General features: G+C 64.4%; 23 protein-coding genes and 1 tRNA gene. 10 read left to right on the forward strand and 14 right to left on the reverse strand.

What is annotated here, in order from left to right; translation table 11 throughout:
• Positions 1-171: 171 nt before the first annotated feature.
• Entirely contained in the window at positions 172-483 is a 312-nt protein-coding gene (locus tag ACX1DW_RS06270) for a DUF6482 family protein (RefSeq protein ID WP_172974166.1), read from the forward strand.
• Here ACX1DW_RS06270 and ACX1DW_RS06275 read toward each other — a convergent pair.
• On the reverse strand, positions 480-926 hold the full coding sequence (locus ACX1DW_RS06275) for a thiol-disulfide oxidoreductase DCC family protein (protein WP_152481235.1): 447 nt from the start codon (positions 924-926) through the stop codon (positions 480-482). The two genes, ACX1DW_RS06270 and ACX1DW_RS06275, sit on opposite strands and share 4 nt — an antisense overlap.
• Before the next feature lie 94 nt (positions 927-1,020).
• On the opposite strand from ACX1DW_RS06275, the gene ACX1DW_RS06280 reads away from it, so the two are divergent.
• The 5 genes from ACX1DW_RS06280 (at position 1,021) to nahK (ending at position 10,058) form a co-directional block, all read left to right on the forward strand.
• Complete coding sequence (locus ACX1DW_RS06280; protein ID WP_102841201.1) at positions 1,021-1,968, forward strand: MerR family transcriptional regulator; 948 nt, start codon at positions 1,021-1,023, stop codon at positions 1,966-1,968.
• 38 nt (positions 1,969-2,006) lie between these two features.
• Positions 2,007-4,541 carry a pyrroloquinoline quinone biosynthesis protein PqqF gene (pqqF, locus tag ACX1DW_RS06285; RefSeq protein ID WP_458993017.1) on the forward strand — a complete coding sequence of 845 codons (2,535 nt, stop codon included), beginning with the start codon at positions 2,007-2,009 and terminating at the stop codon, positions 4,539-4,541.
• Positions 4,542-4,790: 249 nt separating this feature from the next.
• A complete protein-coding gene (locus ACX1DW_RS06290) occupies positions 4,791-5,999 on the forward strand; it encodes a porin (RefSeq protein WP_458993018.1) in 1,209 nt (402 codons plus the stop codon).
• A 326-nt stretch (positions 6,000-6,325) separates the two neighbouring features.
• Complete coding sequence (gene nosP / locus ACX1DW_RS06295) at positions 6,326-7,489, forward strand: nitric oxide-sensing protein NosP (protein ID WP_110777174.1); 1,164 nt, start codon at positions 6,326-6,328, stop codon at positions 7,487-7,489.
• The gene (gene nahK, locus ACX1DW_RS06300; protein WP_458993019.1) at positions 7,419-10,058 is read left to right on the forward strand and encodes a hybrid sensor histidine kinase/response regulator NahK/ErcS'; all 2,640 of its coding nucleotides are present in this window, start codon (positions 7,419-7,421) and stop codon (positions 10,056-10,058) included. The genes nosP and nahK overlap by 71 nt, the downstream gene beginning before the upstream one ends.
• A gap of 56 nt (positions 10,059-10,114) precedes the next feature.
• Here nahK and ACX1DW_RS06305 read toward each other — a convergent pair whose 3' ends face one another.
• From ACX1DW_RS06305 to tusD, 6 genes are all read right to left on the reverse strand, one after another.
• Entirely contained in the window at positions 10,115-11,110 is a 996-nt protein-coding gene (locus ACX1DW_RS06305; protein WP_458993020.1) for a glutathione S-transferase family protein, read from the reverse strand.
• An 84-nt stretch (positions 11,111-11,194) separates the two neighbouring features.
• Positions 11,195-12,178 carry a glycosyl transferase family protein gene (locus ACX1DW_RS06310; protein WP_458993021.1) on the reverse strand — a complete coding sequence of 328 codons (984 nt, stop codon included), beginning with the start codon at positions 12,176-12,178 and terminating at the stop codon, positions 11,195-11,197.
• The gene (locus ACX1DW_RS06315) at positions 12,175-12,507 is read right to left on the reverse strand and encodes a TusE/DsrC/DsvC family sulfur relay protein (RefSeq protein WP_014596613.1); all 333 of its coding nucleotides are present in this window, start codon (positions 12,505-12,507) and stop codon (positions 12,175-12,177) included. The genes ACX1DW_RS06310 and ACX1DW_RS06315 overlap by 4 nt, the downstream gene beginning before the upstream one ends.
• Positions 12,504-12,806, reverse strand: a complete 303-nt coding sequence (gene tusB / locus ACX1DW_RS06320; RefSeq protein WP_458993022.1) for a sulfurtransferase complex subunit TusB — start codon at positions 12,804-12,806, stop codon at positions 12,504-12,506. Before tusB ends, ACX1DW_RS06315 begins: the two co-directional genes overlap by 4 nt.
• Positions 12,806-13,165: a sulfurtransferase complex subunit TusC gene (tusC, locus tag ACX1DW_RS06325; RefSeq protein ID WP_125868935.1), complete on the reverse strand. Its 360-nt coding sequence runs from the start codon at positions 13,163-13,165 to the stop codon at positions 12,806-12,808. Before tusC ends, tusB begins: the two co-directional genes overlap by 1 nt.
• Positions 13,165-13,557 (reverse strand): sulfurtransferase complex subunit TusD, encoded by a 393-nt coding sequence (gene tusD, locus ACX1DW_RS06330; protein ID WP_458993023.1) that lies wholly within the window; start codon positions 13,555-13,557, stop codon positions 13,165-13,167. The genes tusC and tusD overlap by 1 nt, the downstream gene beginning before the upstream one ends.
• 223 nt (positions 13,558-13,780) lie before the next feature.
• Here tusD and ACX1DW_RS06335 point away from each other — a divergent pair, with 223 nt between their 5' ends.
• Entirely contained in the window at positions 13,781-15,049 is a 1,269-nt protein-coding gene (locus ACX1DW_RS06335) for an MFS transporter (RefSeq protein WP_458993024.1), read from the forward strand.
• A gap of 99 nt (positions 15,050-15,148) precedes the next feature.
• Here the strand turns inward: ACX1DW_RS06335 and ACX1DW_RS06340 are convergent, their stop codons facing one another.
• Positions 15,149-15,817: a Bax inhibitor-1/YccA family protein gene (locus ACX1DW_RS06340; protein WP_011913132.1), complete on the reverse strand. Its 669-nt coding sequence runs from the start codon at positions 15,815-15,817 to the stop codon at positions 15,149-15,151.
• Between the two features lie 128 nt (positions 15,818-15,945).
• On the opposite strand from ACX1DW_RS06340, the gene ACX1DW_RS06345 reads away from it, so the two are divergent.
• Positions 15,946-16,035: transfer RNA gene (locus ACX1DW_RS06345), tRNA-Ser, on the forward strand.
• A gap of 278 nt (positions 16,036-16,313) precedes the next feature.
• Entirely contained in the window at positions 16,314-16,586 is a 273-nt protein-coding gene (locus ACX1DW_RS06350; RefSeq protein ID WP_256068713.1) for a DUF1652 domain-containing protein, read from the forward strand.
• On the opposite strand, the gene ACX1DW_RS06355 is transcribed toward ACX1DW_RS06350, so the two are convergent.
• The 3 genes from ACX1DW_RS06355 to glnT all read right to left on the reverse strand — a co-directional run bounded on the left by ACX1DW_RS06355 (position 16,575) and on the right by glnT (position 19,728).
• On the reverse strand, positions 16,575-17,216 hold the full coding sequence (locus ACX1DW_RS06355) for a TetR family transcriptional regulator (RefSeq protein ID WP_458993025.1): 642 nt from the start codon (positions 17,214-17,216) through the stop codon (positions 16,575-16,577). The two genes, ACX1DW_RS06350 and ACX1DW_RS06355, sit on opposite strands and share 12 nt — an antisense overlap.
• 64 nt (positions 17,217-17,280) lie before the next feature.
• On the reverse strand, positions 17,281-18,348 hold the full coding sequence (locus ACX1DW_RS06360) for a putative urea ABC transporter substrate-binding protein (protein ID WP_102841190.1): 1,068 nt from the start codon (positions 18,346-18,348) through the stop codon (positions 17,281-17,283).
• Between the two features lie 15 nt (positions 18,349-18,363).
• On the reverse strand, positions 18,364-19,728 hold the full coding sequence (glnT, locus tag ACX1DW_RS06365; RefSeq protein WP_458993026.1) for a type III glutamate--ammonia ligase: 1,365 nt from the start codon (positions 19,726-19,728) through the stop codon (positions 18,364-18,366).
• A 142-nt stretch (positions 19,729-19,870) separates the two neighbouring features.
• Between glnT and ACX1DW_RS06370 the strand changes: the two genes are divergently transcribed.
• Entirely contained in the window at positions 19,871-20,893 is a 1,023-nt protein-coding gene (locus tag ACX1DW_RS06370; protein ID WP_458993027.1) for an alpha/beta fold hydrolase, read from the forward strand.
• A 3-nt stretch (positions 20,894-20,896) separates the two neighbouring features.
• Here the strand turns inward: ACX1DW_RS06370 and ACX1DW_RS06375 are convergent, their stop codons facing one another.
• From ACX1DW_RS06375 to ACX1DW_RS06385, 3 genes are read right to left on the reverse strand one after another with little or no spacing between them, the layout of a single operon-like run.
• A complete protein-coding gene (locus ACX1DW_RS06375; protein WP_458993028.1) occupies positions 20,897-21,736 on the reverse strand; it encodes an ABC transporter ATP-binding protein in 840 nt (279 codons plus the stop codon).
• Between the two features lie 2 nt (positions 21,737-21,738).
• Complete coding sequence (locus ACX1DW_RS06380) at positions 21,739-22,617, reverse strand: ABC transporter permease (protein WP_458993029.1); 879 nt, start codon at positions 22,615-22,617, stop codon at positions 21,739-21,741.
• A complete protein-coding gene (locus ACX1DW_RS06385) occupies positions 22,614-23,423 on the reverse strand; it encodes a hypothetical protein (protein WP_084899237.1) in 810 nt (269 codons plus the stop codon). Before ACX1DW_RS06385 ends, ACX1DW_RS06380 begins: the two co-directional genes overlap by 4 nt.
• Positions 23,424-23,463 lie beyond the last annotated feature (40 nt).

Consider the following 23,463-nt stretch of genomic DNA (forward strand, 5'->3'; position numbering starts at 1 on the left):
TTGGAAGCGAAGCGCTGGTGCCGATAAAGCTATACGAAGATATAATCTTGTACAACTAAATGTATAGGAATACGCTGCGCTTCAACGAGCATAAGCCTAGGGGCGGGCATCCCAGCGCTGCCTGCACCGGCCTGCGTTGTGCAAATCGGGAAATCTGTAAAGGAATCGGCGGTGAAGGAGCTATCCAGGTTCGGGTTGCGCTTGGCGCTGCTCAGGGGAAAAGTCGCACGGGTCGAGCTGCATGGCTTGCGTTGCTGCGGATACAGCGCCTGGGTGATTGATCGACAGGGCCAGCGACGACAGTTTGCCGAAGGTGAGCGTAGCGTCTGGCCTGATCAGGGCAGCCTGAAGCGGGTTCTGCGCGGCGTGGGGGTACGTGAAGTCTATTGGCGTCAGGTGGTCAGCCATGACGAGATGATCGGTCGCCCCGGTTGCAGTGAGCCCGAGGCAGGTCTGCCGGTGCCGTTGCGTGCAGAAGGTTAGTCCAGCTTGTCGGCTCGCCCCGACATCTCATGCGGTTTGCCGGCAAGATTGCATTGCGTGCCGCAGCGGCTGGCACCGTCGGGATGCGGCAGCCAGTCCAGGTGCGGTCTCGCCAGGCTGAACAGCCAGTAGGCCAGCAGTAGCAATGGGCGCAGTGGCCGCCAACCGAGCGGGGCGGCCCAGACGCCATGCCCGGCCAGCCGCCAGCTCCAGTAGGTCGCGTCGACGCCGGTCAGCCACTGGCCGCTGGCGCTGCGTGCATGCAGGCGCCGCTGTAGCTGGTTCAGCTCGCACCCGAGGCCGTCCGGGTTGAAGTCCGGTGCACTGATATCCACCAGCAGGAGCTTCGCGGGGTCTGCCTGACGCTCCAGCCAGCGCACCTCGCGCGCGCAGAGCGGGCAGCTGCGATCAACGAAGAGCGTCAGCGGCAAATCGGGCGACATTTCATCGCATCTCACGTTTGTACAATGTTTGTAGAGGGTATGTCGGGAAACGCTGAGTTACAATCGCTGCACTCTTTTCGAACGAGCCGCCCTCATGACCGATTCTTCCGGCGCTTCGACCCTCGCTGGCAATGCCTTCAATCAGCAGGACCTGTTCCCCATACGCGAGGTTTCGCGGCTGACCGGTGTCAATCCGGTCACGTTGCGTGCTTGGGAACGTCGCTATGGCCTGATCCGGCCTACCCGCACCGATAGTGGCCATCGTCTCTACTCGATGGCCGACGTGGAGGCGGTGCGCAGCATCCTGGCCTGGACCGAGCGAGGCGTGGCGGTCAGCAAGGTCGGTAGCATCCTCGCCCGCAGTGCGGCTGGGCGTGACGCCGACGAGCCGGTCGTCGCGGCGAACAACGAGTGGGGCGAGTGGCAGGAGCAGCTGCGCGAGGCGGTAAGCAGCTTCGATGAGACTCGTCTGGAGCAGCTCTACGGTCAGATTTTCTCCACCTATCCGCCGACGGTGGTGTTTCAGGATGTGCTGCTGCCTATCTGGCAGGAGCTGCTTTTGCGACAGGACGAGTTCGGCCGCACCAGCGAGTGGCTGTTTCTCGATGCGTTCCTGCGGGCCCGCGTACTGCAACGCTTGCAACTCTCACGTATTCACTCTGCCGAGCGCGTCCTGCTCGCAGCCATGCCGGGGCAGGGCCGCGAGCTGGAGCTGCTGGTCACCGGGTTGATGCTGAGTGGCGACAGCCTGGCTGTCAGCGTGTTGCCCATTGGCCAGCCCCTCGAGGAATTGGCGCTGGTCTGCGACAAGATGAAACCGCAGGCACTGGTGCTGTTTTCCAACGTTCCCCACCGCGAAGCGCAGTTGCGTCAGCTCAACAAGCTGTCGCTCGGCATCGATTGCCCGCTGGCGCTGGCTGGCGAGGCGGCGGAGCTGGCCCGTGAAGCCCTGACCGGATCACCGATAGCCTGCCTGGGCAACTCCGGCAAGCTGATGCAACGGCGGCTACGGCAGTTCCTTGCCGGCCAGCTGGATACCTGATCGATACGAGCGCGTTCCGCGCTCGCCGGAGGCGAACCATGACTGCGAGCGGCCTGCCGACCTCCTCACCTCCCGAGCGAGTGACGCTACCCGGCGGGTTGCAGCTGGGATTCATCGCGCTGCCAACCGGCAGCCAGGCCGCCGCGCTGGTGCGTGTGCACGCGGGTGCACACGACGCGCCAGTACAGTACCCGGGACTGGCGCACTTTCTCGAGCACCTGCTGTTTCTCGGCAGTGAAGCCTACCCGCCGGATCGGAGCCTGATGCCTTTCGTGCAGGGCTGTGGCGGGCAGCTGAATGCGTCGACGCGCGAGCGGCACACCGATTATTTCTTCCAGGTCCCGGCTGATGCGTTTGGCGAGGCGCTCAAGCGATTGCTCGAAATGCTGGCCCGTCCGCTGCTCGACCCGGCGGCGCAATTACGTGAGCGGGAAGTCCTGCAAGCGGAGTTCCTCGCGCGCGGCCGCGACCGGGAAACCCTCAGCGATGCCGCAATCGGTACCGCGCTGGAATCGCACCCGTTCAGCGCTTTTCACGCCGGCAATCGCGAAACCCTGCCCGTGGAAGAGCCGGCTTTCCAGCAGGCACTGCGCGACTACCATCGACGCTTCTATCATGCGGGGCAGATGGAGCTGCTGGTCGCGGCGCCGTGCAGCATCGAGGTCTTGCAGGCCTATCTCGACTGCAGCGAATGCCGGCTGCCCGCTGCGCCGCCGGTCCGGCGAACGGTCCCTCCACTGCCCGCCGGTTGCGGTGCCTCGCTAAGGCTGATGGTCACCAACGCTCGTCCTTGCCTGATTCTGGCGTTCTCGCTGGACCAGATGCCGGATGCAACCTGCGTCGCGCTGGATCTCCTTGGCACCTGGCTGACATCACAGGCGCCCGATAGCCTGCTGGCCACGCTGCGCGAGACAGGCTGGTGCGAAACGGCGACGTTGCGCGTGCCTTACTGGCATGAAAATCAGGGCGTGATCAGCCTGGAGTTGCAGCTGACCGGCCAAGGCATGGCCGCCCGTGCGCAGATCGTCGCGGCGGTCCGCGAATGGCTGTGCTTCATGACCGAGCAGGCTGACTGGGGCAGGCTCTGGGATGACTTCGTGCGTATCCGCGAACGAGGCCTGCTGGGCAAGGAGCCCTTGGCGCGCCTGCGCTACTGGATCGATCCCGCTGCCTGGCGACCAACCATCGAGAGCGCTGGCGTGCAGCGCGCGTTCGTGGCCCTGGGCTCACGGTTGCAGAGCCAGCCGCCAATCGTGCTGACAGTTACCGACGGGGCCGATGGGCAACAAATTGACTGTTCCGCTGCGCATGGCGGCTTCACCCTGGCGCTGGGGCACGAGCCGCTGCCGGAGATGGAGCCGCGCACCTGGCCCTGGCGCCTCCCCGCGGCCAATCGCTGGCTGACGGAGCGACCGACGCCACGCGTGGCATCGGTATTGCCGCCGAGCTTGTGCTGGCTGGAACCTGCCGCTGATTCAGGGGGGCAGGCTGCGCTTTACCTTCGCTGGCGCTTTGCCCCGCACGCTCCTGGCGAGTGTCTTTGGCACATAGTGCGGTCGGCGTTGCGGCCCTACCTTGCGGCTGCGACGCAGGCGGGGGTGGAGGTGCGCTTCGAAGACTTTGGCGGCAGCTGGTGTCTGGCGCTGTTCGGCTATGCCGAAGCGCTGCCTCTCGTGCTGCAAGACCTGCTTCCGGTACTGCGGGCGCCTTCGCCGGATGCCGTGCGCGAAGGTCTACGCCTGTTCGATGAGGCCCGGTCGCCTTCCGCCGACGAGCTCCTGATTCGCCAACTGATGCGGCGTCTGCCACTACTGCTGGAGCGGACTGCAAACGAAAGAGGGGTAGCCGAAGGCGAGGCCGATCTCGCCGGCGCCTGGCGGCATGCGCACTGGGATGCTTTGGTCATGGGGCTGCCCGCAGCGCTGAGTGGGCCGCTGCAGGATGTTCTGCAAGCGCTGCCAGGCGTGCCCGAGGTCGCTGTCGTAGGTGCGCTAGGAGACACTTCCGCGCGCTACCTCTGGTCTCGCTTCGGCGACCCTGGCGAGGAAACCGCGCTGGTGCTGTTCTGTCCGTTGCCGACACGCTCAATCGCCATCGAGGCCGGCTGGCGGCAGCTGGCCCTGCTGATGGAAGGGGCGTTCTTTCGCCGCCTGCGTAGCGAATTGCAGCTGGGCTACGCGGTGTTCTCCGGCTTCCGTCAGTTCGGTGAGCACGCCGGTATCGTCTTCGCCGTGCAATCGCCGACGGCTTCGGCTGCGGAAATTCTGCGGCACATCGAGGAGTTTCTCTGCTCCTTCGACGACGCCCTGGGCTCTGCGGAGGCAGACGCGCTCGCGGCAGGCGGTGACTCGGCAGGCGGTTCGACCCAGAATTTGCGTCGCCGCGCCGAGGATAACTGGCAAGCCCAACTGACCGGGTTGGGGCCGGAGCATCCGGCTGCTGTCGCCGCCGCGATGAAGACGCAGGAGCTCCGGGACATCACCGCACAGCTGCAGGCGCTGCGCAGTGCCGCAGGCGGTTGGCGAGTCATCGCCAACACCGATGCGCCGGATGCGCGCTGGCTACAGCGCTGACATAGCTCGTCTCTCTTTCCGTCTATCCAGTTCATCGCCACTGCATGGCAGTCGGTGTCCGGCACTGCTTTGGGTGTAAGACCCATGGTTCGTTCGGTGGGTGTGGGGGAGGGCATGCTTTGCGCGCAAGACCAGGACCGCGGCGAAAGTACTAGCCTTTCGCCGCTATCGCAGCGTATGTCCACCCATGAGGCCTTTCGATAATCGCTCCCGACACGACTGCGAGTCGTCAATACAGCGGAGAGCGCCATGCACAACAACAAGAAAGCCGTATCAACCCTGCTGCCACTGGCCTTGGCCAGTGCTGTTGCCATGACCGTGAGCCAGTCGGCCATGGCTGAGATCGTGCTCTATGACGAGAACGACACTACCTTCTCCACCGATGGTTACTTCAACACCTTCTACGTCCACAGCGACGTGGAACGGGACGGCGAGCAGTTCGATCGCAAGCAGTCGCGGGTGAAGATGGGCTTCCTGCCCAACTGGATCGGCTTCAACTTCGGCAAGCAGGTCGGCGACCTCAAGCTGGGCGGCCGCTCCTCGTTCTGGGTGACCATCAACGACAGCGATACCAACGGTACCGAAACCGGTATCGACGTTCGTCAGTTCTACGCCACTGTCGCCAACGAGCAGTGGGGTGAAGTGCTGTTCGGTAAGGACTTCGGTCTGTTCGGGCGCTCCAATATCCTGCTCGACGAGATGCTCAGCGGCTACGGTCAGGTCAGCGACACCCTGGGCCTGGTCGATGGCGGTGGCGTCTCCTTCGGCAACATCGGTACCGGCTACCCGTACCCGTTCCCGACCTCGCAGATCACTTACCGCTCGCCGAAAATGAACGGCCTGCGCATCGCTGCCGGCATCATGGACCCGGTCGATACGACTGAAGTGGCGGATGATCCAACGGTGCCGGGAAGCGATTTGGACAAGGCTTACCAGGACGCACCGCGTTTCGAGACCGAGGTGACCTACGAGTTCGAGCTGGGCGGTACCCAGTTCTACACCTGGATCAACGGTATGCAGCAGAGCTCGGACAATACCGATAGCAGCGTCGAGAAAGTTGACTCCAAAGGCCTGGGCTATGGCGTGCAGGCCAAGATGGGCAACCTGTCGTTGACCGCGTCGGGCTTCCAGGCGGAAGGCATCAACCCGTTCTTCACCAACAACGCCGGCGAAGCACTGCTGCGTGAAGTGGACAGCGACGGCTACCTGCTGCAGGGTTCCTACCGCTTCGGCAAGAACCGCGTGGCGCTGTCCTATGGCAAGACCAAGGACGACGGCAATGGTCTTGGCAACAACGCGGCAGACTTTGAAACCCGCGGCATCGCGCTGTTCCACAGCATCAACGACAACCTGACCCTGGTCGCCGAGCTGAACCAGTTCGAGATCGAAGGCAAGGACACCCCGGTGCTGGACGAGGAAACCCGCACCTTCGCAGTGGGTGCGGCGCTGAGCTTCTAAGCTGAGTACAGGGCGCGGATGGCAGCCGAACCGTAGGTCGCGTCATCCGTTGCGATGCAGTGGTAGGTACGTTGATCGTCCCCACGCCCCCGATGCAGAGATAACCGCTGCATCCTGAAAGGCTGGCCCCCGCGAGGGGGTCAGCCTTTTTCGCTATCTGAAAGGGCTCAGATGAGCACTGTCGGCAGCGGAACTGTTGCTAGCCCGCGTTGTTTCGTCGCGATGCTACCTAGGCAGGCCTTTACCGGTACTCAAGTAGCATTTTCGGGCCATATGCCCTGGCCAAGAATGGGGTCATCCGATTCAGGTGGTGCGGGGTATCGTGCGTGACCGAACAACAAGGCGAAGTTATCCGCACCGCGATGTCCGAGGCCCGGCTGCCCGAGACGGTGGCCCAGGACCTGGCGCGCCAGCTGATGCATCCGCATCTGGGCTTCGTGCTGTTCTTTTGTTCGGCGGAATACGATCTTCCGGCGCTGGGCGATGCGCTGCGCCAGTACTTCGGCGGTGTGCGTCTGGTCGGTTGCACCTCTGCGGGCGAGATCACCTCCCAAGGTTACGGCCGCAGCTGCGTGACTGCGGTCGGCTTCGACCATCGGAGCTTTTCCATCGCCTGCGAACTGATCGACGAGATGGATCGCTTCAGCCTGATCGAGGCGCAGCAACTGGTCGAACGCCTGGGTAGCGACTGCCGCAGCAACTCGCTGGCGCCGATCAAGGATCACAGCTTCGCGCTGACCCTGCTCGACGGACTGTCAAGCCGCGAGGAGGTGGTGCTGTCCGCGCTCAGCGCGGCCTTCGGCAGCATTCCGCATTTCGGCGGTTCGGCCGGCGACGACAATCACCTGAGCGACACCTACGTCTATTACGACGGCCGCTTCTACAGCGGTGCGGCCATCGTGGTGCTGATCAACACCTGGCTGGATTTCGAGGTGTTCACCACTCACCACATCCTGCCGCTCGAAGACAAGCTGGTGGTGACCCGCGCCGACAGTACCAGTCGACGGGTCTACGAGCTGAACGCCGAGCCGGCCGCCGAGGAATACGCACGGCTGATCGGCGTGCCGGTCAGCGATCTCGATCATCGGCTGTTCGCCGCCCATCCGCTGGCGGTGCGAATCAATGAGCACTACTACGTGCGTTCGATTCAGAAGGTCAACGAGGACATGAGCCTGACCTTCTATTGCGCCGTGGAGAACGGCATCGTGCTGACCGCCATGGAGCCGGGGCCGCTGATGCCGAACCTGGAAGCGTTATTTGAGCGACTGGAACAGCGCCTCGGCCCACCGCTGCTCACGATCGGCTGTGATTGCTTCCTTCGCCGCCTGGAAATCGAGGCCAACGATACCAGCGAACAGACCTCGGCTTTTCTCCGACGCCAGCAGGTGATCGGCTTCAACACCTACGGAGAGCAGTTCAATGGCATGCATATCAACCAGACCTTCACCGGCGTCGCCATTGGCCGACCGGGAGGCCGGGCAGGTCGCTGAGCTGCTGGCGCGCCAGGCCGAACTCGAGCGCGAGAACCTCAAGCTCAAACGCATCAACGCTGCGCTGATCGAGCGCGTCGAATCCAGCGGTGCCGGCCGCGATGCCTCCTACGCGGCCTTCCAGCACTCGGTGGAACTGGCCGAGCAGGTGCGCGAGCGCACCGATGCCTTGAATCAGGCGATGGCCGAACTCAAGGGCAGCAACCAGCTGCTCAGCGATGCGCGGTTGCGCGCGGAAACCGCGCACCAGCACCTGGTCGATGCCATCGAGAGCATTTCCGATGCGTTCGTGTTGTTCGACCGCGACCAGCGCATCGTCCTGTTCAACCGCCGCTTCAAGTCGCTATGGACGCGCACGCGCGCGCGCATCAACGCCGGTACGCGGCTGGCAGAGGTGCGGCGGCTGGCGGAAAGCACCGGGCTGATCGTCGAGGAGCATCGCGGCAAGGGCGATGAGCCCACGGTGTACCGCCTGAACAACGGGCGCTGGGTGCAGGTCAGCGAGCGCCCGACCCGCGAAGGCGGCCTGGTGATTCTCTACACCGACATCACCGAGGTGAAGGTCAGCGAAACCATGCGCCGCGAGCAGGCGCTGGCGCAGAAGTCGCGTCTGCTGCAGCGTGCGGTGGACAACCTGTCCCAGGGCGTGGCGATGGTCAGCGCCGAGGGTGCACTGGAGCTGTGGAACCGGCGCTTCCTCGAGCTCTGCGGGCTGGCGCCGATCGAGGCACATAGGCCGTTCGAAGAGGTCATGGCCGACAGCGAGCTGACCCTGCTCACACCCAACAGCCGTGACGCCCGCGGCCGGCCGATTCGCGAGCTGGAACAGCGCCTGTTCGACGGCCGCGTGCTGGAAATTCGTACCCACGCGCTGCCCACTGGCGGCTTCGTCAATACCTTCACCGACATCACCGAGCGTTACCGCCATGCCGAGGCGCTGCGCGAGAGCGAGCGCTGGATTCGCCTGATCACCGACCACGTGCCGGCGTTGATCGCCTATGTGTCGGCCGATCTCACCTACGAGTTCACCAACAAGGTCTACGAGGAATGGTACCGCTGGCCCAGCGACGGCATGCTCGGCCAGTCGCTGCGCGAGGTGCACAGCGGCGAGCACTGGCGGCAACTGGAGCCCTACATCGATCGCGCACTGTCGGGCGAGAGCGTCAGCTTCGAGATGGCCGAGCGCAACCATGCCGGCCAGCAGCGCTACATGCTGCGCTCCTATGTACCGAACCGGCAGGCCAATGGCGAGGTGGCCGGCATCTTCGTGCTGATTCAGGACATCACCGATCGCCGGCGCACCGCCGAGGCGTTGCACCAGGCCTATCAGAATCTCGAACAGCGGGTGCGTGAGCGCACCGCCGAGCTGACCAGCCTCAACGATCAGCTGCTGCGAGAGATCGACGAGCGCAGCCATGTCGAGGCGCGTTTGCGCGAAGCCAAGCGCGAGGCGGAAGTGGCCAACCTGTCCAAGACCAAGTTCCTTGCCGCGGTCAGTCATGACCTGCTGCAGCCGCTCAACGCCGCCCGGCTGTTCACCAGCGCTCTGCTGGAACAGCCGGGCACGTCCAGCAGCGGGTTGATCCGCAACATCAGCAATTCACTGGAGGACGTGGAGAACCTGCTCGGCACGCTGGTCGATATTTCCAAGCTGGATGCCGGCGTGATCAAACCGGATATCGCCCCGTTCGCTGTCAGTGAGCTGCTCGAGAACCTGGCCATGGAGTTTCGCCAGATCGCCGGGGCCGAACAGCTGCAGTTGGACTTCATTCCCTGTTCGGCGCTGGTGCGCAGCGATATCCAGCTGTTGGCGCGCATCCTGCGCAACCTGCTGACCAACGCGATTCGCTACACGCCCAACGGACGCGTGCTACTGGGTTGTCGCCGGCACCGGCAGAGCCTGTCCATCGAGGTCTGGGATACCGGCGTGGGCATCCCAGCGGATAAGCTCGAGGAAATCTTTCAGGAGTTCAAGCGCGGCGAGGGTGTGCGACCGAATCAGGATCGCGGCCTCGGTCTTGGCCTGGCCATCGTCGAGAAGATCGCGCGCATGCTCGGCCATCGCATCCGGGTCAGTTCGCATCCGGGGCGAGGCTCGTGCTTCGCCATCGACGTACCGCTGGCCAAGCGCGCACCCAAGGCGCGACCTGAGCCAAGCACCACGGAGCTGGTGCTGCAGCGGCTGCAGGGTGCCCGGGTCTGGGTGCTGGATAACGACACGGCGATCTGTGCGGGTATGCGCACATTGCTGGAAGGCTGGGGCTGCAAGGTAATCACGGCACTGTCCGAGGAGGACCTGGCGCGGCAGGTGGACAACTTCCACGCCGAGGCCGATCTGATGATCGCCGACTACCACCTGGACAACGGCCACACCGGCATTGACGTGGTGGCCACCGTCAATGCGCGACGCGCCAGCCCGCTCCCGGCCTTGATGATTACCGCCAACTACAGCAACGAGCTCAAGCAGCAGGTCCGCGAGCTCGGCCATATGCTGATGCACAAGCCGGTGCGGCCGATGAAGCTGAAGACCGCCATGTGCCACATGCTCGAGCACGGTACGGCAAGCTAGGGACAGGGATGATCAGCGCAGTGTTGCGCGCCTGATCAGCGGCAAAGGACTTGGTCTTAGCGCGACCATATCCCGCGTCCCGGTAGCCGCTCGCGATCGTGTGGGCGATCCAGGCCGAGCAGTGGCCCTTGCGGGACGATGCCGTTGGCGTTGATCTGCCGGTGGCTGGCGTAGTAGTGGTTCTTGATGTGGGTGAAATCCACGGTCTCGGCAATCCCCGGCCACTGGTAAAGCTCGCGTAGCCAGTTCGACAGGTTCGGATAATCCTCGATACGGCGCAGATTACACTTGAAGTGGCCGTGATACACCGCGTCGAAGCGGATGACAGTGGTGAACAGGCGCCAGTCGGCTTCGGTCAGGTACTCCCCGGTCAGGTAGCGCTGCTTGCCCAGGCGTCGTTCCAGCCAGTCGAACTCGCGGAACAGGTCGTCGAAGGCTTCCTCGTAGGCGTCCTGCGTCGTGGCGAAACCTGCGCGGTAGACACCGTTGTTGATCGCCGGATAGATCCGCGCATTCAGTGCGTCGATTTCGCCATGCAGCGCCTCCGGGTAGAAATCCAGCGTAGAGCCGGTCAGCTCGTCGAACGCGTCATTGAAGATGCGGATGATCTCGGCCGACTCGTTGTTGACGATGCACTGGCGCTCGCGATCCCACAGAACGGGAACGGTGACTCGACCCGAATACTTCGGATCGTCACGGCTGTAGCGCTGATGCAGGTAGTCGAGGTCGTCCAACGCGTCGCCGCTGGAGCCGGTGGACTTGTCGAAGGTCCAGCCGTGCTCGGCCATCAGCCAGCTGACCACCGAAATATCGATCAGCGGCTCGAGGCCCTTGAGCCTGCGGTAGATCAGCGTGCGGTGCGCCCACGGACAGGCGAGTGAAACATAGAGATGGTAGCGACCCGCCTCGGCCTTGAAGCCACCCTGGCCGTTGGGCCCGGGCGCGCCGTCGGGGGTGACCCAGTGCCGGCGCTTGGCCTGTTCGCGTTCGAATTTGCCGTCGCGGCTTGCGTACCAGCGGTCGTGCCACTGGCCATCGATCAGTAGTCCCATGGTGCCCTCCTGTTACGGAATAGGAGGCCAGTCTAGGAAGCATCGTTCGATCGATGTGACCGAATGGCGGGTTAATCCTATCGCTTAAATCGATGAATGGCGGCTGTGCCAGTAACCACGCGCCTGCTCGAAAGCTGCGTCCCGTGTCGCGCCAAGGCCTCGCAGAGCCAGGGCCATGGTGGCGATCACGGCGAGTTCGCCATAGGCATCTTCTTCGCGACCTTCCCACACGGCCAGTAGCTGCTGAGCGTCCAGCTGCGCCGGTTTCACATGGCGGCGCTCGGACAATGCCGGCCATTCTTCGTCCCAGGGCAGCCCGCCAGTGGTGCCGTAAATATGGGAGATATTGTCCGGATTCATCTCGACCTCACCGCCTTCGCCCTTGATGACGATGGCGTGGTCGCCGAGCAATGTGCTGGCCTGGCGGTGTGTGTCCTGATAGCCGGGGTGGAAGATACTCTGCAGGCCGCAGCGCGCGCCGAGCGGATTGAGCAGGCGCGCCAGCGAGTGAATCGGCGAGCGCAGGCCGAGCAGGTTGCGCATGTCGATCATGCGTTGCAGCACCGGCATCCAGGCGCCCAGCGGAATGAAGGCAAGGCGGTTCTCATCCAGCGCAGCACCGACCTCGGACCAGTCGTCGCAGCCACGGATGCCCAGCAGCTCAAGCTGCTGTTCGCTATAGATGCGCCCGGCGGTGTGGGCGCCACCGCCGTGCATGAGGATGCGTACGCCGTTGGCTGCCAGGCACTTGGCCGCCAGCAGGTACCAGGGCAGGTGGCGCTTCTTGCCGGCGTAGCTTGGCCAGTCGAGGTCGACGGCCATCGTCGGCGCCTGCACCCGGTCGCGTACCGCTTCGGTGAAGCCGGCCAGCTCTTCGGCGCTTTCTTCCTTGTGCCGCAACAGCATGAGGAAGGCGCCGAGCTGGGCCTCCTCGACCTTGCCGTCGAGCAGCATGCCCATGGCTTCGCGGGCTTCTTCACGCGTCAGGTCGCGGGCGCCACGTTTGCCCTTGCCGAGGATGCGCACATACACGGCGAAGGGGTGTTCGGCAGGAGTCTCGAGGATCATAGGCAATTGCTCGGTTTCGGCAGCCCCGCCAGCTTGGCGGCCAGTTTGGCTGGGGTGCCCTTGAACAGACGGTTGAGGTGCAGGCTGTTGCCTTTTTCCGCGCCGAGTTTGAGCGCGGCGTACTTGATCAGCGGTCGCGTGGCCGGGGAGAGCTGGAACTCGGCATAGAAGGCGCGCAGCAGATGAATGATCTCCCAGTGCTCGGCTTCGAGGGCCAGTTCCTCCCGAGCCGCCAGGGCCTCGGCCACGGCTTCGCTCCAGTCCGCCAGATCGACGAGAAAACCATCCTGGTCCAGCGCGATCTCGCGCCCTTCGACGATCAGGCTCATAACCAGCTGTTGACCCGCGGATAGCGACAGGTCAGTTCGACGAAGCCGGGATAGTCCAGCAGCTGGACGCGCGGTAGCAGGGCGGCGATCGCGCGGGCCTGCACGTCTTCTTCCAAGGCGAACAGGGCGACCTGCTCGGGCAGCTGCTCCAGCGCCTGGCACGGTTGGCTGCCGGGCTGTAGCGCATAGGTGGCGTCACCGGTCAACAGCAGGGCGTCGGCGTCGCCCAGCAGCGGCAGGCAGCTGGCGAAGCGGCTGTCGCTGAACGGCGAATGGGAAAGCAGGTGCAGAGTAGCCATCAGATCGTGATCACATGGTCGTAGCGGTTGATCAGGGTGCGCAGGCCGGCATCGTCGAGGATCTCGACCGGCAGTGCCAGCGCCGATTCGGCGAGGTTGCGCTCGCTGAGGCTGCGTCGTGCGGCGAACAGGGCATCGATACCGAACAGTGGCAGTGCCTGCAGATTCGCAGTCAAATCCTTCTGCTCGACGGATGCCGCCTGCTGCGCGGCGGCGAGCTGGAATACGCCGTCGTCGAGGAACAGCATCCCCAGCGGCAGCTCGAAGGCGCCGCCGGCCAGCACGATGTCCAGAGCCTCGCGGGCGGATGGGCCGGACCAGGGCGCCTGGCGGCTGATGATGAGCAGGGAACGCGTCATCAATGACCTCCGAAGCAGACGAGGCGATCGGCTTGCTGCGCCGCTTCATGCAGTTGGCCCAGGCCGGACAGCTCCCAGCCGGCCGCAAGGTTTGCCGCGGGTCGCTGATAACGCTGCGCTTCGCTGGCATCGAGCACGCCGCGCCGCAAACCCGCGGCGATGCAGACCACACCGTCCAGCTGGTTAGCGCTGACGAAACGACTCCATTCGGCCGCCACGTCCAGCTCATCCTGCGCCGCGACGATGTTTGCCGAGGCGCTGTGTACGCCGTCCTGGTAGAAGAACAGGCGACTGATCTCATGGCCGCCAGCCAGCGTGGCTTCGGCGAAGCGCAGCGCGCGACGCGCGGCCGGTGAGTGGGGCGGGGCGAACAGGGCGATTACGAATTTCATCGGGGCACCATTGCGAAACAGCCGACATGATACGCCAGCCAAGCGGATGAAGAATCCGTCGGCGCCCATTCCGGCGCTCGTCGGGGGAAAAGGCACGCCAGATCGCCGAGCAACGTTGCTGGTCCGAGAGCGGCCGGCCGGGCCAGCATTGCTCGGGTCTTCGCCCCTCCGGTAGATTGGCCGGCTTTCTGCCCGGTACCGGGCCTGGCCGTCTGGATATCCCATGTCTGTTGCCGACGCTTCCGCTTTGCCTGATTCCGTCTACCGTCAGCCTGGCTTTCTGCCATTTCTGATCAGTCGCGTGCTGGCCATGTTCGCCGTGCAGATCCTCGCCGTCGTGGTGGCCTGGCAGGTGTACGACATGACTCGCGATCCGCTGTCGCTGGCCTATGTCGGCCTGGCGCAGTTCGTCCCGATGTTCCTGCTGCTGATGCCTGCCGGCGACCTGATCGATCGCTACGATCGCAAGCGCATCCTCGCCCTGAGCTGGGCGCTCGAGGCGATCTGCGCGGCGGCTCTGTTGTGGCTCTCGCTCAGCGGCGGGGCGGTGCCGAGCTTCTATATCGTGCTGGTGTTCTACGGTTGCGCCCGCGCCTTCACCGCGCCGGCGTTGTCCAGCCTGTTGCCGCAGATCGTGCCGCGTGAGCGCCTGGCTGCAGCCATCGCCGCCAACAGCATGATCGTGCGCGGCTCGACCATCGCCGGGCCGGTGTTCGGCGGTGGCCTTTACGCACTCGGCGGTGGCGGGCTGACCTATGCGGCCTGCCTGCTGTTCTTCCTCGCGGCAATCGTGCTGTTGCAACGGGTACCGGTGCGCTACGGCGAGGCCATGCGGGCGCTGGAGGCTACCGCATGGCAGCGCTTCACCGCCGGCATCCGCTTTATTCGCTCGCGGCCGATCATCCTCGGCACCATCTCGCTGGATCTGTTCGCCGTGCTGCTCGGCGGTGTGGTCGCGCTGTTGCCAATCTACGCCCAGGAGGTGCTGAACGTCGGCCCGACCGGCCTCGGTGCACTGCGCAGCGCCATGGCGCTGGGTGAGGTGATGGTGGGCTTCTACCTGAGCACGCGGCCGTTCAACCGCCATGTCGGCATGACCATGTTCATTGCCGTGGCGGTGTTCGGCCTCGCCAACATGGTCTTCGCGCTATCCAGCCTGTTCTGGCTGTCGTTCGCCGCGCTGTTCGTCGCCGGAGGTGCGGACATGGTGAGCATGTACATCCGCTCGTCGCTGATCCAGTTCTCCACGCCTGACGCCATGCGTGGACGCGTCAATGCCGTGAACATGCTGTTCATCGGTTCGTCCAACGAGCTCGGTGAGTTCCGCGCCGGTACCAGTGCCGCCTGGCTCGGTGCGGTACCGGCGGCACTGCTGGGCAGCTTCTGCACGCTTGCGGTGACCGGCGGCTGGATGCTCGGCTTCAGAAGCCTGCGACAGGTAGACCGCTTCGAGGATGCCTCGCCCGAGGCTCAGGCCTCGCGCGCCGGCTGAAACGCGACGGATTGACCGCCCAAACGAAAACACCCTGCGAAAGCGTTGCCTTCGCAGGGTGTCGGATTGCTCGCCGAGGCGGGCAGGTTCAGCGCTGAATCAGTCGTCGCCGCCGAAGATGCCCAGCAGCTGCAGGAGGCTGATGAACAGGTTGTACAGCGACACGAACAGGCCGATGGTAGCCATGATGTAGTTGCGCTCGCCACCATGGATGATCGCGCTGGTCTGGAACAGGATGCAGGCCGAGGAGAACAGCACGAAACCTGCGCTGATCGCCAGCTGCAGCCCGGTGATCTGGAAGAAGAAGCCCGCCAGCATCGCACCGATCAGCACGAAGAAACCCGCAGTGATGAAGCCGCTGAGAAAGCTCATGTCCTTGCGGGTGATCAGCACGTAGGCCGACAGCCCGAAGAACACCAGTGCGGTCATCGACAGCGCCGAGCTGATCAGCTCACCACCGTTGGCCAACCCCAGGTACATGTTGAGGATCGGGCCGAGCGTATAGCCCATGAAGCCGGTCAGGGCGAAGGTGGACACCAGGCCCCATACCGAGTTGCGCAGTTTGGCGGTAAGGAAGAACAGGCCGTAGAAGCCGATCAGCACCACGAAGATATTCGGGTAGGCGGCGTTGGCCTGCATGGACAGGTATGCCACCAGGCCGCTGAACGCGAGCGTCATGGCCAGCAGCCCGTAGGTGTTGCGCAGGACCTTGCTGACCTCACGCTGTTCGACCTGCGTGTGGCTAAGCGCGTATTCGTGTTCGTGCATGGCGACACTCCTTGGATGAAATCAAGCCTGGGACGATTTGTCCCGGATCATAACAGAGGCAGTCCAGCTGCCTAGCATCAGTGTTTGACAGTGTATTTCTATCCGGTACTATTGCGCCCGCTTTATCCGGAAGTGTGGCCGAGTGGTTGAAGGCAGCGGTCTTGAAAACCGCCGAAGGGGAGACCCTTCCCAGAGTTCGAATCTCTGCGCTTCCGCCATCTGAAAACCTGAAGGCCCCGTATTTCGGGGCCTTCAGCGTTTCTGCGGTACGGAAAAGAGGGTGTAAACGGCCCCAGCTTGGTCCCATCTCCTATCTCCCATTCTTGCAGCACTTGGCTTTTCCTGCCCCTGAAGCAAAGCCTGGCGTTCTGTTGGCGTCCATCCCACCACGTTCTAGTGATATCTCCATCCAGCTTGTGGCGCTGTTGGCAATCCGGCCGCCTGCGAGGCGATCACCGCTGCTAGAATCCGCGCCCCGACAAAAGGAGTTGTCGCCATGAAACGATTCAGACAGCCGGAGGCCTTCGCTCTGGTCCAGCAACACTACGAACCGCTGGTGTTCCACGCACGGATGGACTCGCCAACCACGGTGCGCGTGATGTTGCTCGATGAGGCCACTGGCGAATCCCTGCTGCTGACCGGACTTCCGTGCCGCATCTCGCTGTCGCGCGCTGAAATCGCTGGCTTGATCGCCTCCATCGATGCCGATGCCGCCGCGCTTCGGCCCGCTCTGCTGAACAAGCTCAAGCGTCCACGGCTACTCGGCTGATCGACCCGTTCCGCTTGTCCCGCCTGCCTTCTCCAAGCCCGGCGCCATGGAGCTCAACAGACGTCTGGTGAGAAACGGTGCCTGTTCCCTCAGCGAAAAGAGCTTGGGCGACAGCAGCCAGGTATGGGTGATGCCCATCAGGCTCGAATAGAGCAGCAAGGCCAGTGATCGCGCCGATCCTTCATCCGCGTGGGCCTTGGCAATCAGGTCTTCCAGCAGCTGCACCATGGCACGGGTGAGCTTGCGTTCGCGTTTCAGGGTGCTCGCCATCTGCGCGGTGAGTTCGGTCTTGTTCAGCAGGATCTCGAAGGACTGCCGATACCAGCGCTCGTCCAGCAGCAGGCGAAACCATTCGCCGACGAAGTGCTCCAGCGCAGCCTGCGGGCTGCCGGCCAGCTGGCGACTCTGCTCGATCAGCTGCTCCAGCGGCTCCTGGGAATAGGCCAGCACCGCTTCGTACAGCTCGTCCTTGCTCTTGAAGTGCCAGTAGATCGGGCCACGGCTGAAGCCGGCGGCCTCGGCGATCATCGCCAGGGTGGTGTTCGAATAGCCGTTGCGGCTGAACAGCTCGAGCGCCGCGGCGATGATCTTGAGGCGGGTCTGTTCGGCGTCTTCTTTGGTACGGCGCATGAGGCTCCTCGAAATGCGCGGCGGCCACGCAGCGTGCCGGCAAGGCCCGCTGCGTGGCAAGCCCTCACAGGGCGCCGTCGGCGGCCATCTGCATGTAGGTGGTGTCGAAGCGCAGCTTGAGATTGCCCTGATCACCGAGCGCGCCGGCCGGCATGGCGATACCGACGAAGTCCGCCGAATCGGCACCGTCGCCCAGCAGGCCGTGGTCGAAGGAGAACTTGCGCACGCTGTCCATCGCTTCGTGGGCCGGTTCGCCGGAGATGAAGGCGACCGCTTCGGCTGGCTGATAGAACATGTGGGTGCCCTTGAGTTGCGCCTCGTAGCCGGCCTGGTCGGTGCCGGAAGCTGCGCCCAGCTGGGCGCGCAGCTCGGCGCCTTGCGGCGTGTCGCTGGCCATGATCGCCATCACCTCGTACCAGGCGCCGGTAACCGCCTTGCCGAACGCCGGGTTGTCGGCCAGCGTCTCGCTGTTGACGATCAGCAGGTCCTTGACGTGGCCCGGCACGCTGGCCGAGTCGAAGACCTGATGTGCATCCGGTGTGGCGGCGACTTCCTGCAGCAGCGGACTCCAGGTCGCCACGTTGCGTACATCGGCCGTGCTGAAGGCAGCGACGATGTCGGCGTCCGAGGTGTTGACCACCTGCACGTCCTTCTCCGACAGGCCTACGCTGTCCAGCGCCTTGGCCAGGATGTAATGCGACACCGACAGTTCCACCAGGTGCACCTGTTGGCCCTTGATCTGTTTGAGATCGCTGGTGCCCTTCATCACCAGGCCGTCGTTGCCGTTGGAGTAGCTGCCGACGATCAGCGCGGTGGTGTCGACGCCACCGGCCGCCGGAATCGACAGCGCATCCATGCTGGTGGCGACCACGCCGTCGAACTGGCCGGCGCTGTACTGGTTGATGGACTCAACGTAGTCGTTGATCTGGCTGATGTTCACCTCGATCCCATACTTGTCGGCCCATTTCTTCATGATTCCCGACTCGTCGGCGTACTTCCAGGGCATCCAGCCGACGTAAATGGTCCAGGCCAGGTTGAAGGTCTTTTTCTCCTCCGCCTGGGCCAGCGGGGAGAGGGCGGCGAGGGCAATGGCCCCGGCGCAGAGCAGCTTTTTCATCATCGTGCCGTGCATGGCGGTACTCCCGGTTCAGAAGAACTTCAGATAGCGCTGGATTTCCCAGTCGGAAACATGGGTGTGGTAGGCATTCCATTCGTCGCGCTTGAACTCGACAAAGGCCTGGTACATGGCATCGCCGAACACCTGGCGCGACAGCGGGTCGGCCTCGAAGGCGTCGATGGCTTCGCTGAGGGTGCGCGGCAGGGTCTCGATGCCCATCTGCGCGACCTCCCGTTCGCTGTAGTGATACATGTTCTCGCGGTGCGGCTGGCCGGGATCGAGCTTGTCGCGGATGCCCTCCAGGCCGGCGGCGAGGATCATCGCGGCACCGAGGTAGGGGTTGCAGCCGATGTCGGCGGCGCGGCATTCGACCCGCGCGCCCTGGGATGGAATGCGCAGCATGTTGGTGCGGTTGTTGTTGCCGTAGCAGCAGAACACCGGCGCCCAGGTCGAGCCGGACATGGCGCCCTTGCGGATCAGCCGCTTGTAGCTGTTGACCGTAGGCGCGATGACCGCGCAGATGGCCTTGGCGTGTTTCAGCACCCCGGCGATGAAGTGATAGGCCAGCGGGGTCACGCCGCAGCCGTAAGGGTCTTCGCCATCGACTTCGAACAGGTTCTTGCCGGTCTCGATGTCGGCGAGCGACATGTTGTAGTGCGCGCCGCTGCCGGTGCGGTTGGCCGAGGGCTTGGGCATGAAGGTGGCGAAGGCGCCGTGCTTGCGGGCGATCTCGCCCGCCATCATGCGGAAGAACACGAAGCGGTCGGCCATGCCGAGGGCGTCGGTGTACTTGAAATCGGTTTCGAACTGGCCGTTGGCGTCCTCGTGGTCGAAGGAGTAGACGCCCCAGCCCATCTCGTTCATCGCCTGCACCAGTTCGTCGACGATGGGCAGGTTGTCCATCAGCAGGCGCGGGTCGTAGCAGGGCTTGGCCATGTCGTCGCGCTCGGAAATGGGCGCGAAGCCGCCCTCGGGGGTGTCCTTGAACAGGAAGAACTCGGTCTCGATGCCGAGGTTGAAGGTGTAGCCCAGCGCCGCAGCGGCTTCGGTCTGGCGCTTGAGAATGCCGCGCGAGCAGGCGTCGAAGGGCTTGCCGTCCAGGTAGAGGTCGCTGGCGAACCAGGCGAGATCGCGGTTCCAGCTGCACTGGGTGGCGGTCGCCGGGTCTGGCATCGCGGCCACCTCGTTGTCGCTGATCTCCTGCGGGACGCCGTCCAGCGCCGCACCGGTGTAGAGCTCGGAGCCGCGGAGCATCTGGCCGAGATGGGCGATGGGGACGAACTTGCCCTTGATCACGCCGTGGATGTCGACGTAGCTGGCCATCGCGTACTTCACACCCTTGTCCTGCAACTGCTGTTTCAACTCCTCGACGGAGGAGAGGGGAAAGCTGGTCATCGGCTTGCGCTCCTTGGAGTCATGAATGGCGGCCGGGGCCGCTGGCACGATTCCTTCATCCAATATACATGCCAGTGTGTATAGAAACGGGCCGACGCTGGTGCCGCCTGGCGCCCTCCGCGCCACTGCAGGAGTCACGCAGATGATTGAAATAAAAAGGGAAAAGAAATTTTTTGCGCTGGGCGAAATGCGCCTCGAAAACGGCGAACGCCTGCGCAATGCGCGGCTCTGCTATCAGGTAGTGGGCACGCCGAACCGCGCGCGGGACAACCTGGTGCTGATTCCGAGCTACTACGGCGGCACACATTGGGGCAGCCTGCCCCTGCTTGGTGCGGATAGCCCGCTGGCAGGCGGCGATTACTGCGTGGTGCTGACCAACCTGTTTGGCGCAGGCTGGTCGACTTCGCCGAGCAACGCTGCGCCCGGTCAGGGCGCAGCGGACTTCCCGCAGGTCGGCCTGCTGGACAACGTGAGGGCGCAGAAGGCGTTGCTCGATCGGTTGTATGGCGACGACTGGCAGCTCGCCCTGGTCAGCGGCTGGTCCATGGGCGGCATGCAGACACTGTTCTGGGCAATGGCCTATCCGGAGCGGATGCGTGCCATCCTGCCGTTCTGCTGTACGGCACGCTGCTGGCCGCACAATCGGGTGTTTCTCGAAGGGGTGAAGGCGGCGCTGTGCGCCGACGCCGCCTGGCTGGGAGGGCGCTACAGCGTGCCGCCGGAACGCGGGCTGCGGGCTTTCGGCCGTGCCTATGCCGGCTGGGCCTATTCGCAGGCGTTCTATCGTCATGAGCTGTGGCGCGAGCTGGGCTTCGATAGCCTTGAGGCGCTGCTCGACTACTGGGAACAGGATCATCTGGAGCAGGACGCCAACGACCTGCTCTGCGTGCTGCATACCTGGCAATCGGCCGACCCGGCCCGCAGCTTCGCTGCCGGCTCGCTGGCCGAAGCGCTGGGGCGCATCCGTGCTCGGTCCATCCTTATGCCCGGCAGCAGCGATCTGTATTTCACCGTCGAGGATGCCCGCCACGAGGCCGCGCTGATTCCGGGTGCCGAGCTGCGGGTGCTCGAATCGGACTGGGGCCATTGTGCCGGTGGGCCGGGCCGCAGCGCGGCGGCCATGCGCCAGGTGTTCGCGGCAATGGCCGAACTGCTTGGCCGCTAGCCTTCAGCCGGCCACGGCGCTGAGTTTGGCCAGCTGCTCGAGGTCGGTCTGCATGCCGGAGGTTTCGCGGATGCGGGCGAGGATCTCGCGCTTGAGCTCGGTGAATTCCGGCGCGAGCTTCATATCCTGGTGGCGCTGGGCCGGCAGCGGCACCTCGTAGATGGAATCGATGCGCCCGGGGCGGGGCGCCATCAGCACGATGCGGCTGCCCAGATAGATGGCTTCTTCGACATCGTGGGTGACGAACAGGATGGTGCTCTTCTCCAGCCGGTGCACGTGACGGATCAGGTCGTGCATGACTTCGCGGGTTTGCGCATCCAGCGCGCCGAACGGCTCGTCCATCAGCAGTGTCGCGGGTTTGGGCAGCAGGGCGCGGGCAATGGCAACGCGTTGCTGCATGCCGCCGGAGAGCTGGCTGGGGTAGGCATCGGCGAAGCGCGTCAGACCCATCAGGTTGAGCAGGGCATCGGCGCGGCCGGCGGCGGACTCCACGTCTCCATCGTGGCGCACGGTGTCGCCGATCACCTTGAGCTGGCGGCAGAACTTGATGTTCTGCATCACCGTCAGCCAGGGGTAGAGGCTGTAGTGCTGGAAGACCATGGCGCGGTCGACGCCAGGGCCGTCGATGGGCTTGCCGTCGAGCAGGATCTCGCCGTGGCTCAGCGTTTCCAGCCCGGCGATGATGCGCAGCAGCGTGGATTTTCCGCAGCCCGAGGCGCCGACGAAGGTGACGAACTCGTTGGGCTGGATATCCAGATCGATCGACTGCAGCGCCTGCACCTCACGGCGCTCGCTGACAAAGGTCTTGCCGACCTGGCGTATACGAATCTTGGCATCGGACATGGTCATTTCCTCATCCAGGGAAAGGCGCGGCGGTGCAACCAGCGGAAGGCCTGATCGGTGAGCAGGCCGATCAGACCGATCAGCAGGATGCCGGCGAAGATCTTGTCGGTGTGCATGTAGCGCTGCGCCTTGAGAATGGCGTAGCCGAGGCCGGAGTTGGCCGCGACCAGTTCGGCCACCACCAGGTAGGTCCAGGCCCAGCCGCAGGTGATGCGCAGGGTGTCGAGCAGCGCCGGCTTGGCCGACGGCAGGATCACCAGCTTGACGATCTCGCTGCGGTTGGCGCCCATGGTCTGCGCCGCCTCGATCTGCGCCATGGGTACGCGGCGCACGTCTTCGGCGACCATCAGCACCATCTGGAAAAAGGTGCCGATGAAGATGATCAGCACCTTGGAGCCTTCGTCGATGCCGACCCAGAGCATCACCAGCGGAATGAAGGCCACGGCCGGCATATAGCGGATGAAGTCGGTGAGCGGTTCGAGAAAGGCCTGCACCGGCCGGTACGTGCCGATGTACAGCCCCAGCGGCAGGGCGATCAGTGCCGAGGCGCCGAAGCCGGCCATGACCCGCCAGACGCTGATGCCGATGTCTCCCAGCAGCCCCTCGCTGGTCCACCAGCGGCCGATGCGCTCGAGCACTGCGCCGGGGCTGGGCATGAACATCGGGTCGGCCAGACCAAGGGCGGTCCACAGCCACCAGACGACGAAGGGCAGGCTCAGCCCGGCGCCGGTGAGCAGCCAGGCGCTGCGCCGCGAGAGTTCGCCGCGAATGCGCCAGAAATTGCCTTTGCTCACCACCGGTTCGGCCTGTACGGCGGGTGCTGTGGTGTGTCGTTGTTGAGCGGCGGGGGCAGCGGAGAGAATGCTGATCTGTGCGGTCATGCGGGAACCTCCTCTGTAGCGGTAGGCACATCCAGTTCGACGCGTTGCCAGCCGCCGGCCGCCGGATAACGGCCCAGCGCGGCGAGGTCCGCGGCGGGCAGACTGGCGGGGTCGGCGAAGTTCCAGTAGCTCGACAGCAGAGCGTCGCCGACGCGGCCGGGCAGCGTCGAATGGGTGATCTGCCAGGGTGTGGCGCCGTTGCGGTGGCGGCCGAAGGACAGCTCGCAGGCCAGCAGCTGCGGCCGCAGCGCGGGGCCGACGGCGGCCAGCTGGTCACGCAGATGCCCCGAGCTGGCCGGCAGCAGAATCGGCCGCTCGGCGGCGAACAGGAAGTAGTCGCCCGCTACCAGCAGGCAGGCCTGGCGGGCTGGCTGCTCCGCCGCGCGCAGCCAGATCCCCCAGTTGCGCCCCTGCGATTCCGGCAGGCGCTGCCAGATCTCGTGATAGCTGCCGTCCAGCCCGTCTTCCAGTAGCCGTTCCGGGTTCTCGAAGCGCATCAGGCCGATGTCCGCAGGCCCGCCCGGCGGCTGGAAGTCGATCAGGCGATGCCACTGGCAGATATCGCCGTTGACCTCGGTGATGCCGGCAAAGCCGGCCTGTTCGCTCAGCGCCAGCTGCTGGGCATGGCTGCAGGTTTCAAGCGAGGCGGCTGGCGGCAGTGTCTGTGGTCGCGGCAGGCGGATATCGGCGTGCAGACGGGCGGTCTGCAGCCAGTAGACTTCGCTGGTTTCGTCGCGCAGGCCGGCCGTGGTGGTCAGCAGGCGGCGGCGCCAGACGCCGAGATAGGCATCGGGAACGGTTTTCATGGGTAATGCTCCGCAAATAGCGTGCTTCGGACGCGATCAG

The organism is Stutzerimonas sp. KH-1 (genome assembly GCF_054483855.1).

What these genes read in the sequence shown, in the direction of transcription:
- ACX1DW_RS06275 (WP_152481235.1), bottom strand. Translation starts at nt 926, where the DNA reads ATGTCGCCCGATTTGCCGCTGACGCTCTTCGTTGATCGCAGCTGCCCG.
- ACX1DW_RS06280 (WP_102841201.1), top strand. Translation starts at nt 1,021, where the DNA reads ATGACCGATTCTTCCGGCGCTTCGACCCTCGCTGGCAATGCCTTCAAT.
- pqqF (WP_458993017.1), top strand. Translation starts at nt 2,007, where the DNA reads ATGACTGCGAGCGGCCTGCCGACCTCCTCACCTCCCGAGCGAGTGACG.
- ACX1DW_RS06290 (WP_458993018.1), top strand. Translation starts at nt 4,791, where the DNA reads ATGCACAACAACAAGAAAGCCGTATCAACCCTGCTGCCACTGGCCTTG.
- nahK (WP_458993019.1), top strand. Translation starts at nt 7,419, where the DNA reads ATGGCATGCATATCAACCAGACCTTCACCGGCGTCGCCATTGGCCGAC.
- ACX1DW_RS06305 (WP_458993020.1), bottom strand. Translation starts at nt 11,110, where the DNA reads ATGGGACTACTGATCGATGGCCAGTGGCACGACCGCTGGTACGCAAGC.
- ACX1DW_RS06310 (WP_458993021.1), bottom strand. Translation starts at nt 12,178, where the DNA reads ATGATCCTCGAGACTCCTGCCGAACACCCCTTCGCCGTGTATGTGCGC.
- ACX1DW_RS06315 (WP_014596613.1), bottom strand. Translation starts at nt 12,507, where the DNA reads ATGAGCCTGATCGTCGAAGGGCGCGAGATCGCGCTGGACCAGGATGGT.
- tusB (WP_458993022.1), bottom strand. Translation starts at nt 12,806, where the DNA reads ATGGCTACTCTGCACCTGCTTTCCCATTCGCCGTTCAGCGACAGCCGC.
- tusC (WP_125868935.1), bottom strand. Translation starts at nt 13,165, where the DNA reads ATGACGCGTTCCCTGCTCATCATCAGCCGCCAGGCGCCCTGGTCCGGC.
- tusD (WP_458993023.1), bottom strand. Translation starts at nt 13,557, where the DNA reads ATGAAATTCGTAATCGCCCTGTTCGCCCCGCCCCACTCACCGGCCGCG.
- ACX1DW_RS06335 (WP_458993024.1), top strand. Translation starts at nt 13,781, where the DNA reads ATGTCTGTTGCCGACGCTTCCGCTTTGCCTGATTCCGTCTACCGTCAG.
- ACX1DW_RS06340 (WP_011913132.1), bottom strand. Translation starts at nt 15,817, where the DNA reads ATGCACGAACACGAATACGCGCTTAGCCACACGCAGGTCGAACAGCGT.
- ACX1DW_RS06350 (WP_256068713.1), top strand. Translation starts at nt 16,314, where the DNA reads ATGAAACGATTCAGACAGCCGGAGGCCTTCGCTCTGGTCCAGCAACAC.
- ACX1DW_RS06355 (WP_458993025.1), bottom strand. Translation starts at nt 17,216, where the DNA reads ATGCGCCGTACCAAAGAAGACGCCGAACAGACCCGCCTCAAGATCATC.
- ACX1DW_RS06360 (WP_102841190.1), bottom strand. Translation starts at nt 18,348, where the DNA reads ATGCACGGCACGATGATGAAAAAGCTGCTCTGCGCCGGGGCCATTGCC.
- glnT (WP_458993026.1), bottom strand. Translation starts at nt 19,728, where the DNA reads ATGACCAGCTTTCCCCTCTCCTCCGTCGAGGAGTTGAAACAGCAGTTG.
- ACX1DW_RS06370 (WP_458993027.1), top strand. Translation starts at nt 19,871, where the DNA reads ATGATTGAAATAAAAAGGGAAAAGAAATTTTTTGCGCTGGGCGAAATG.
- ACX1DW_RS06375 (WP_458993028.1), bottom strand. Translation starts at nt 21,736, where the DNA reads ATGTCCGATGCCAAGATTCGTATACGCCAGGTCGGCAAGACCTTTGTC.
- ACX1DW_RS06380 (WP_458993029.1), bottom strand. Translation starts at nt 22,617, where the DNA reads ATGACCGCACAGATCAGCATTCTCTCCGCTGCCCCCGCCGCTCAACAA.
- ACX1DW_RS06385 (WP_084899237.1), bottom strand. Translation starts at nt 23,423, where the DNA reads ATGAAAACCGTTCCCGATGCCTATCTCGGCGTCTGGCGCCGCCGCCTG.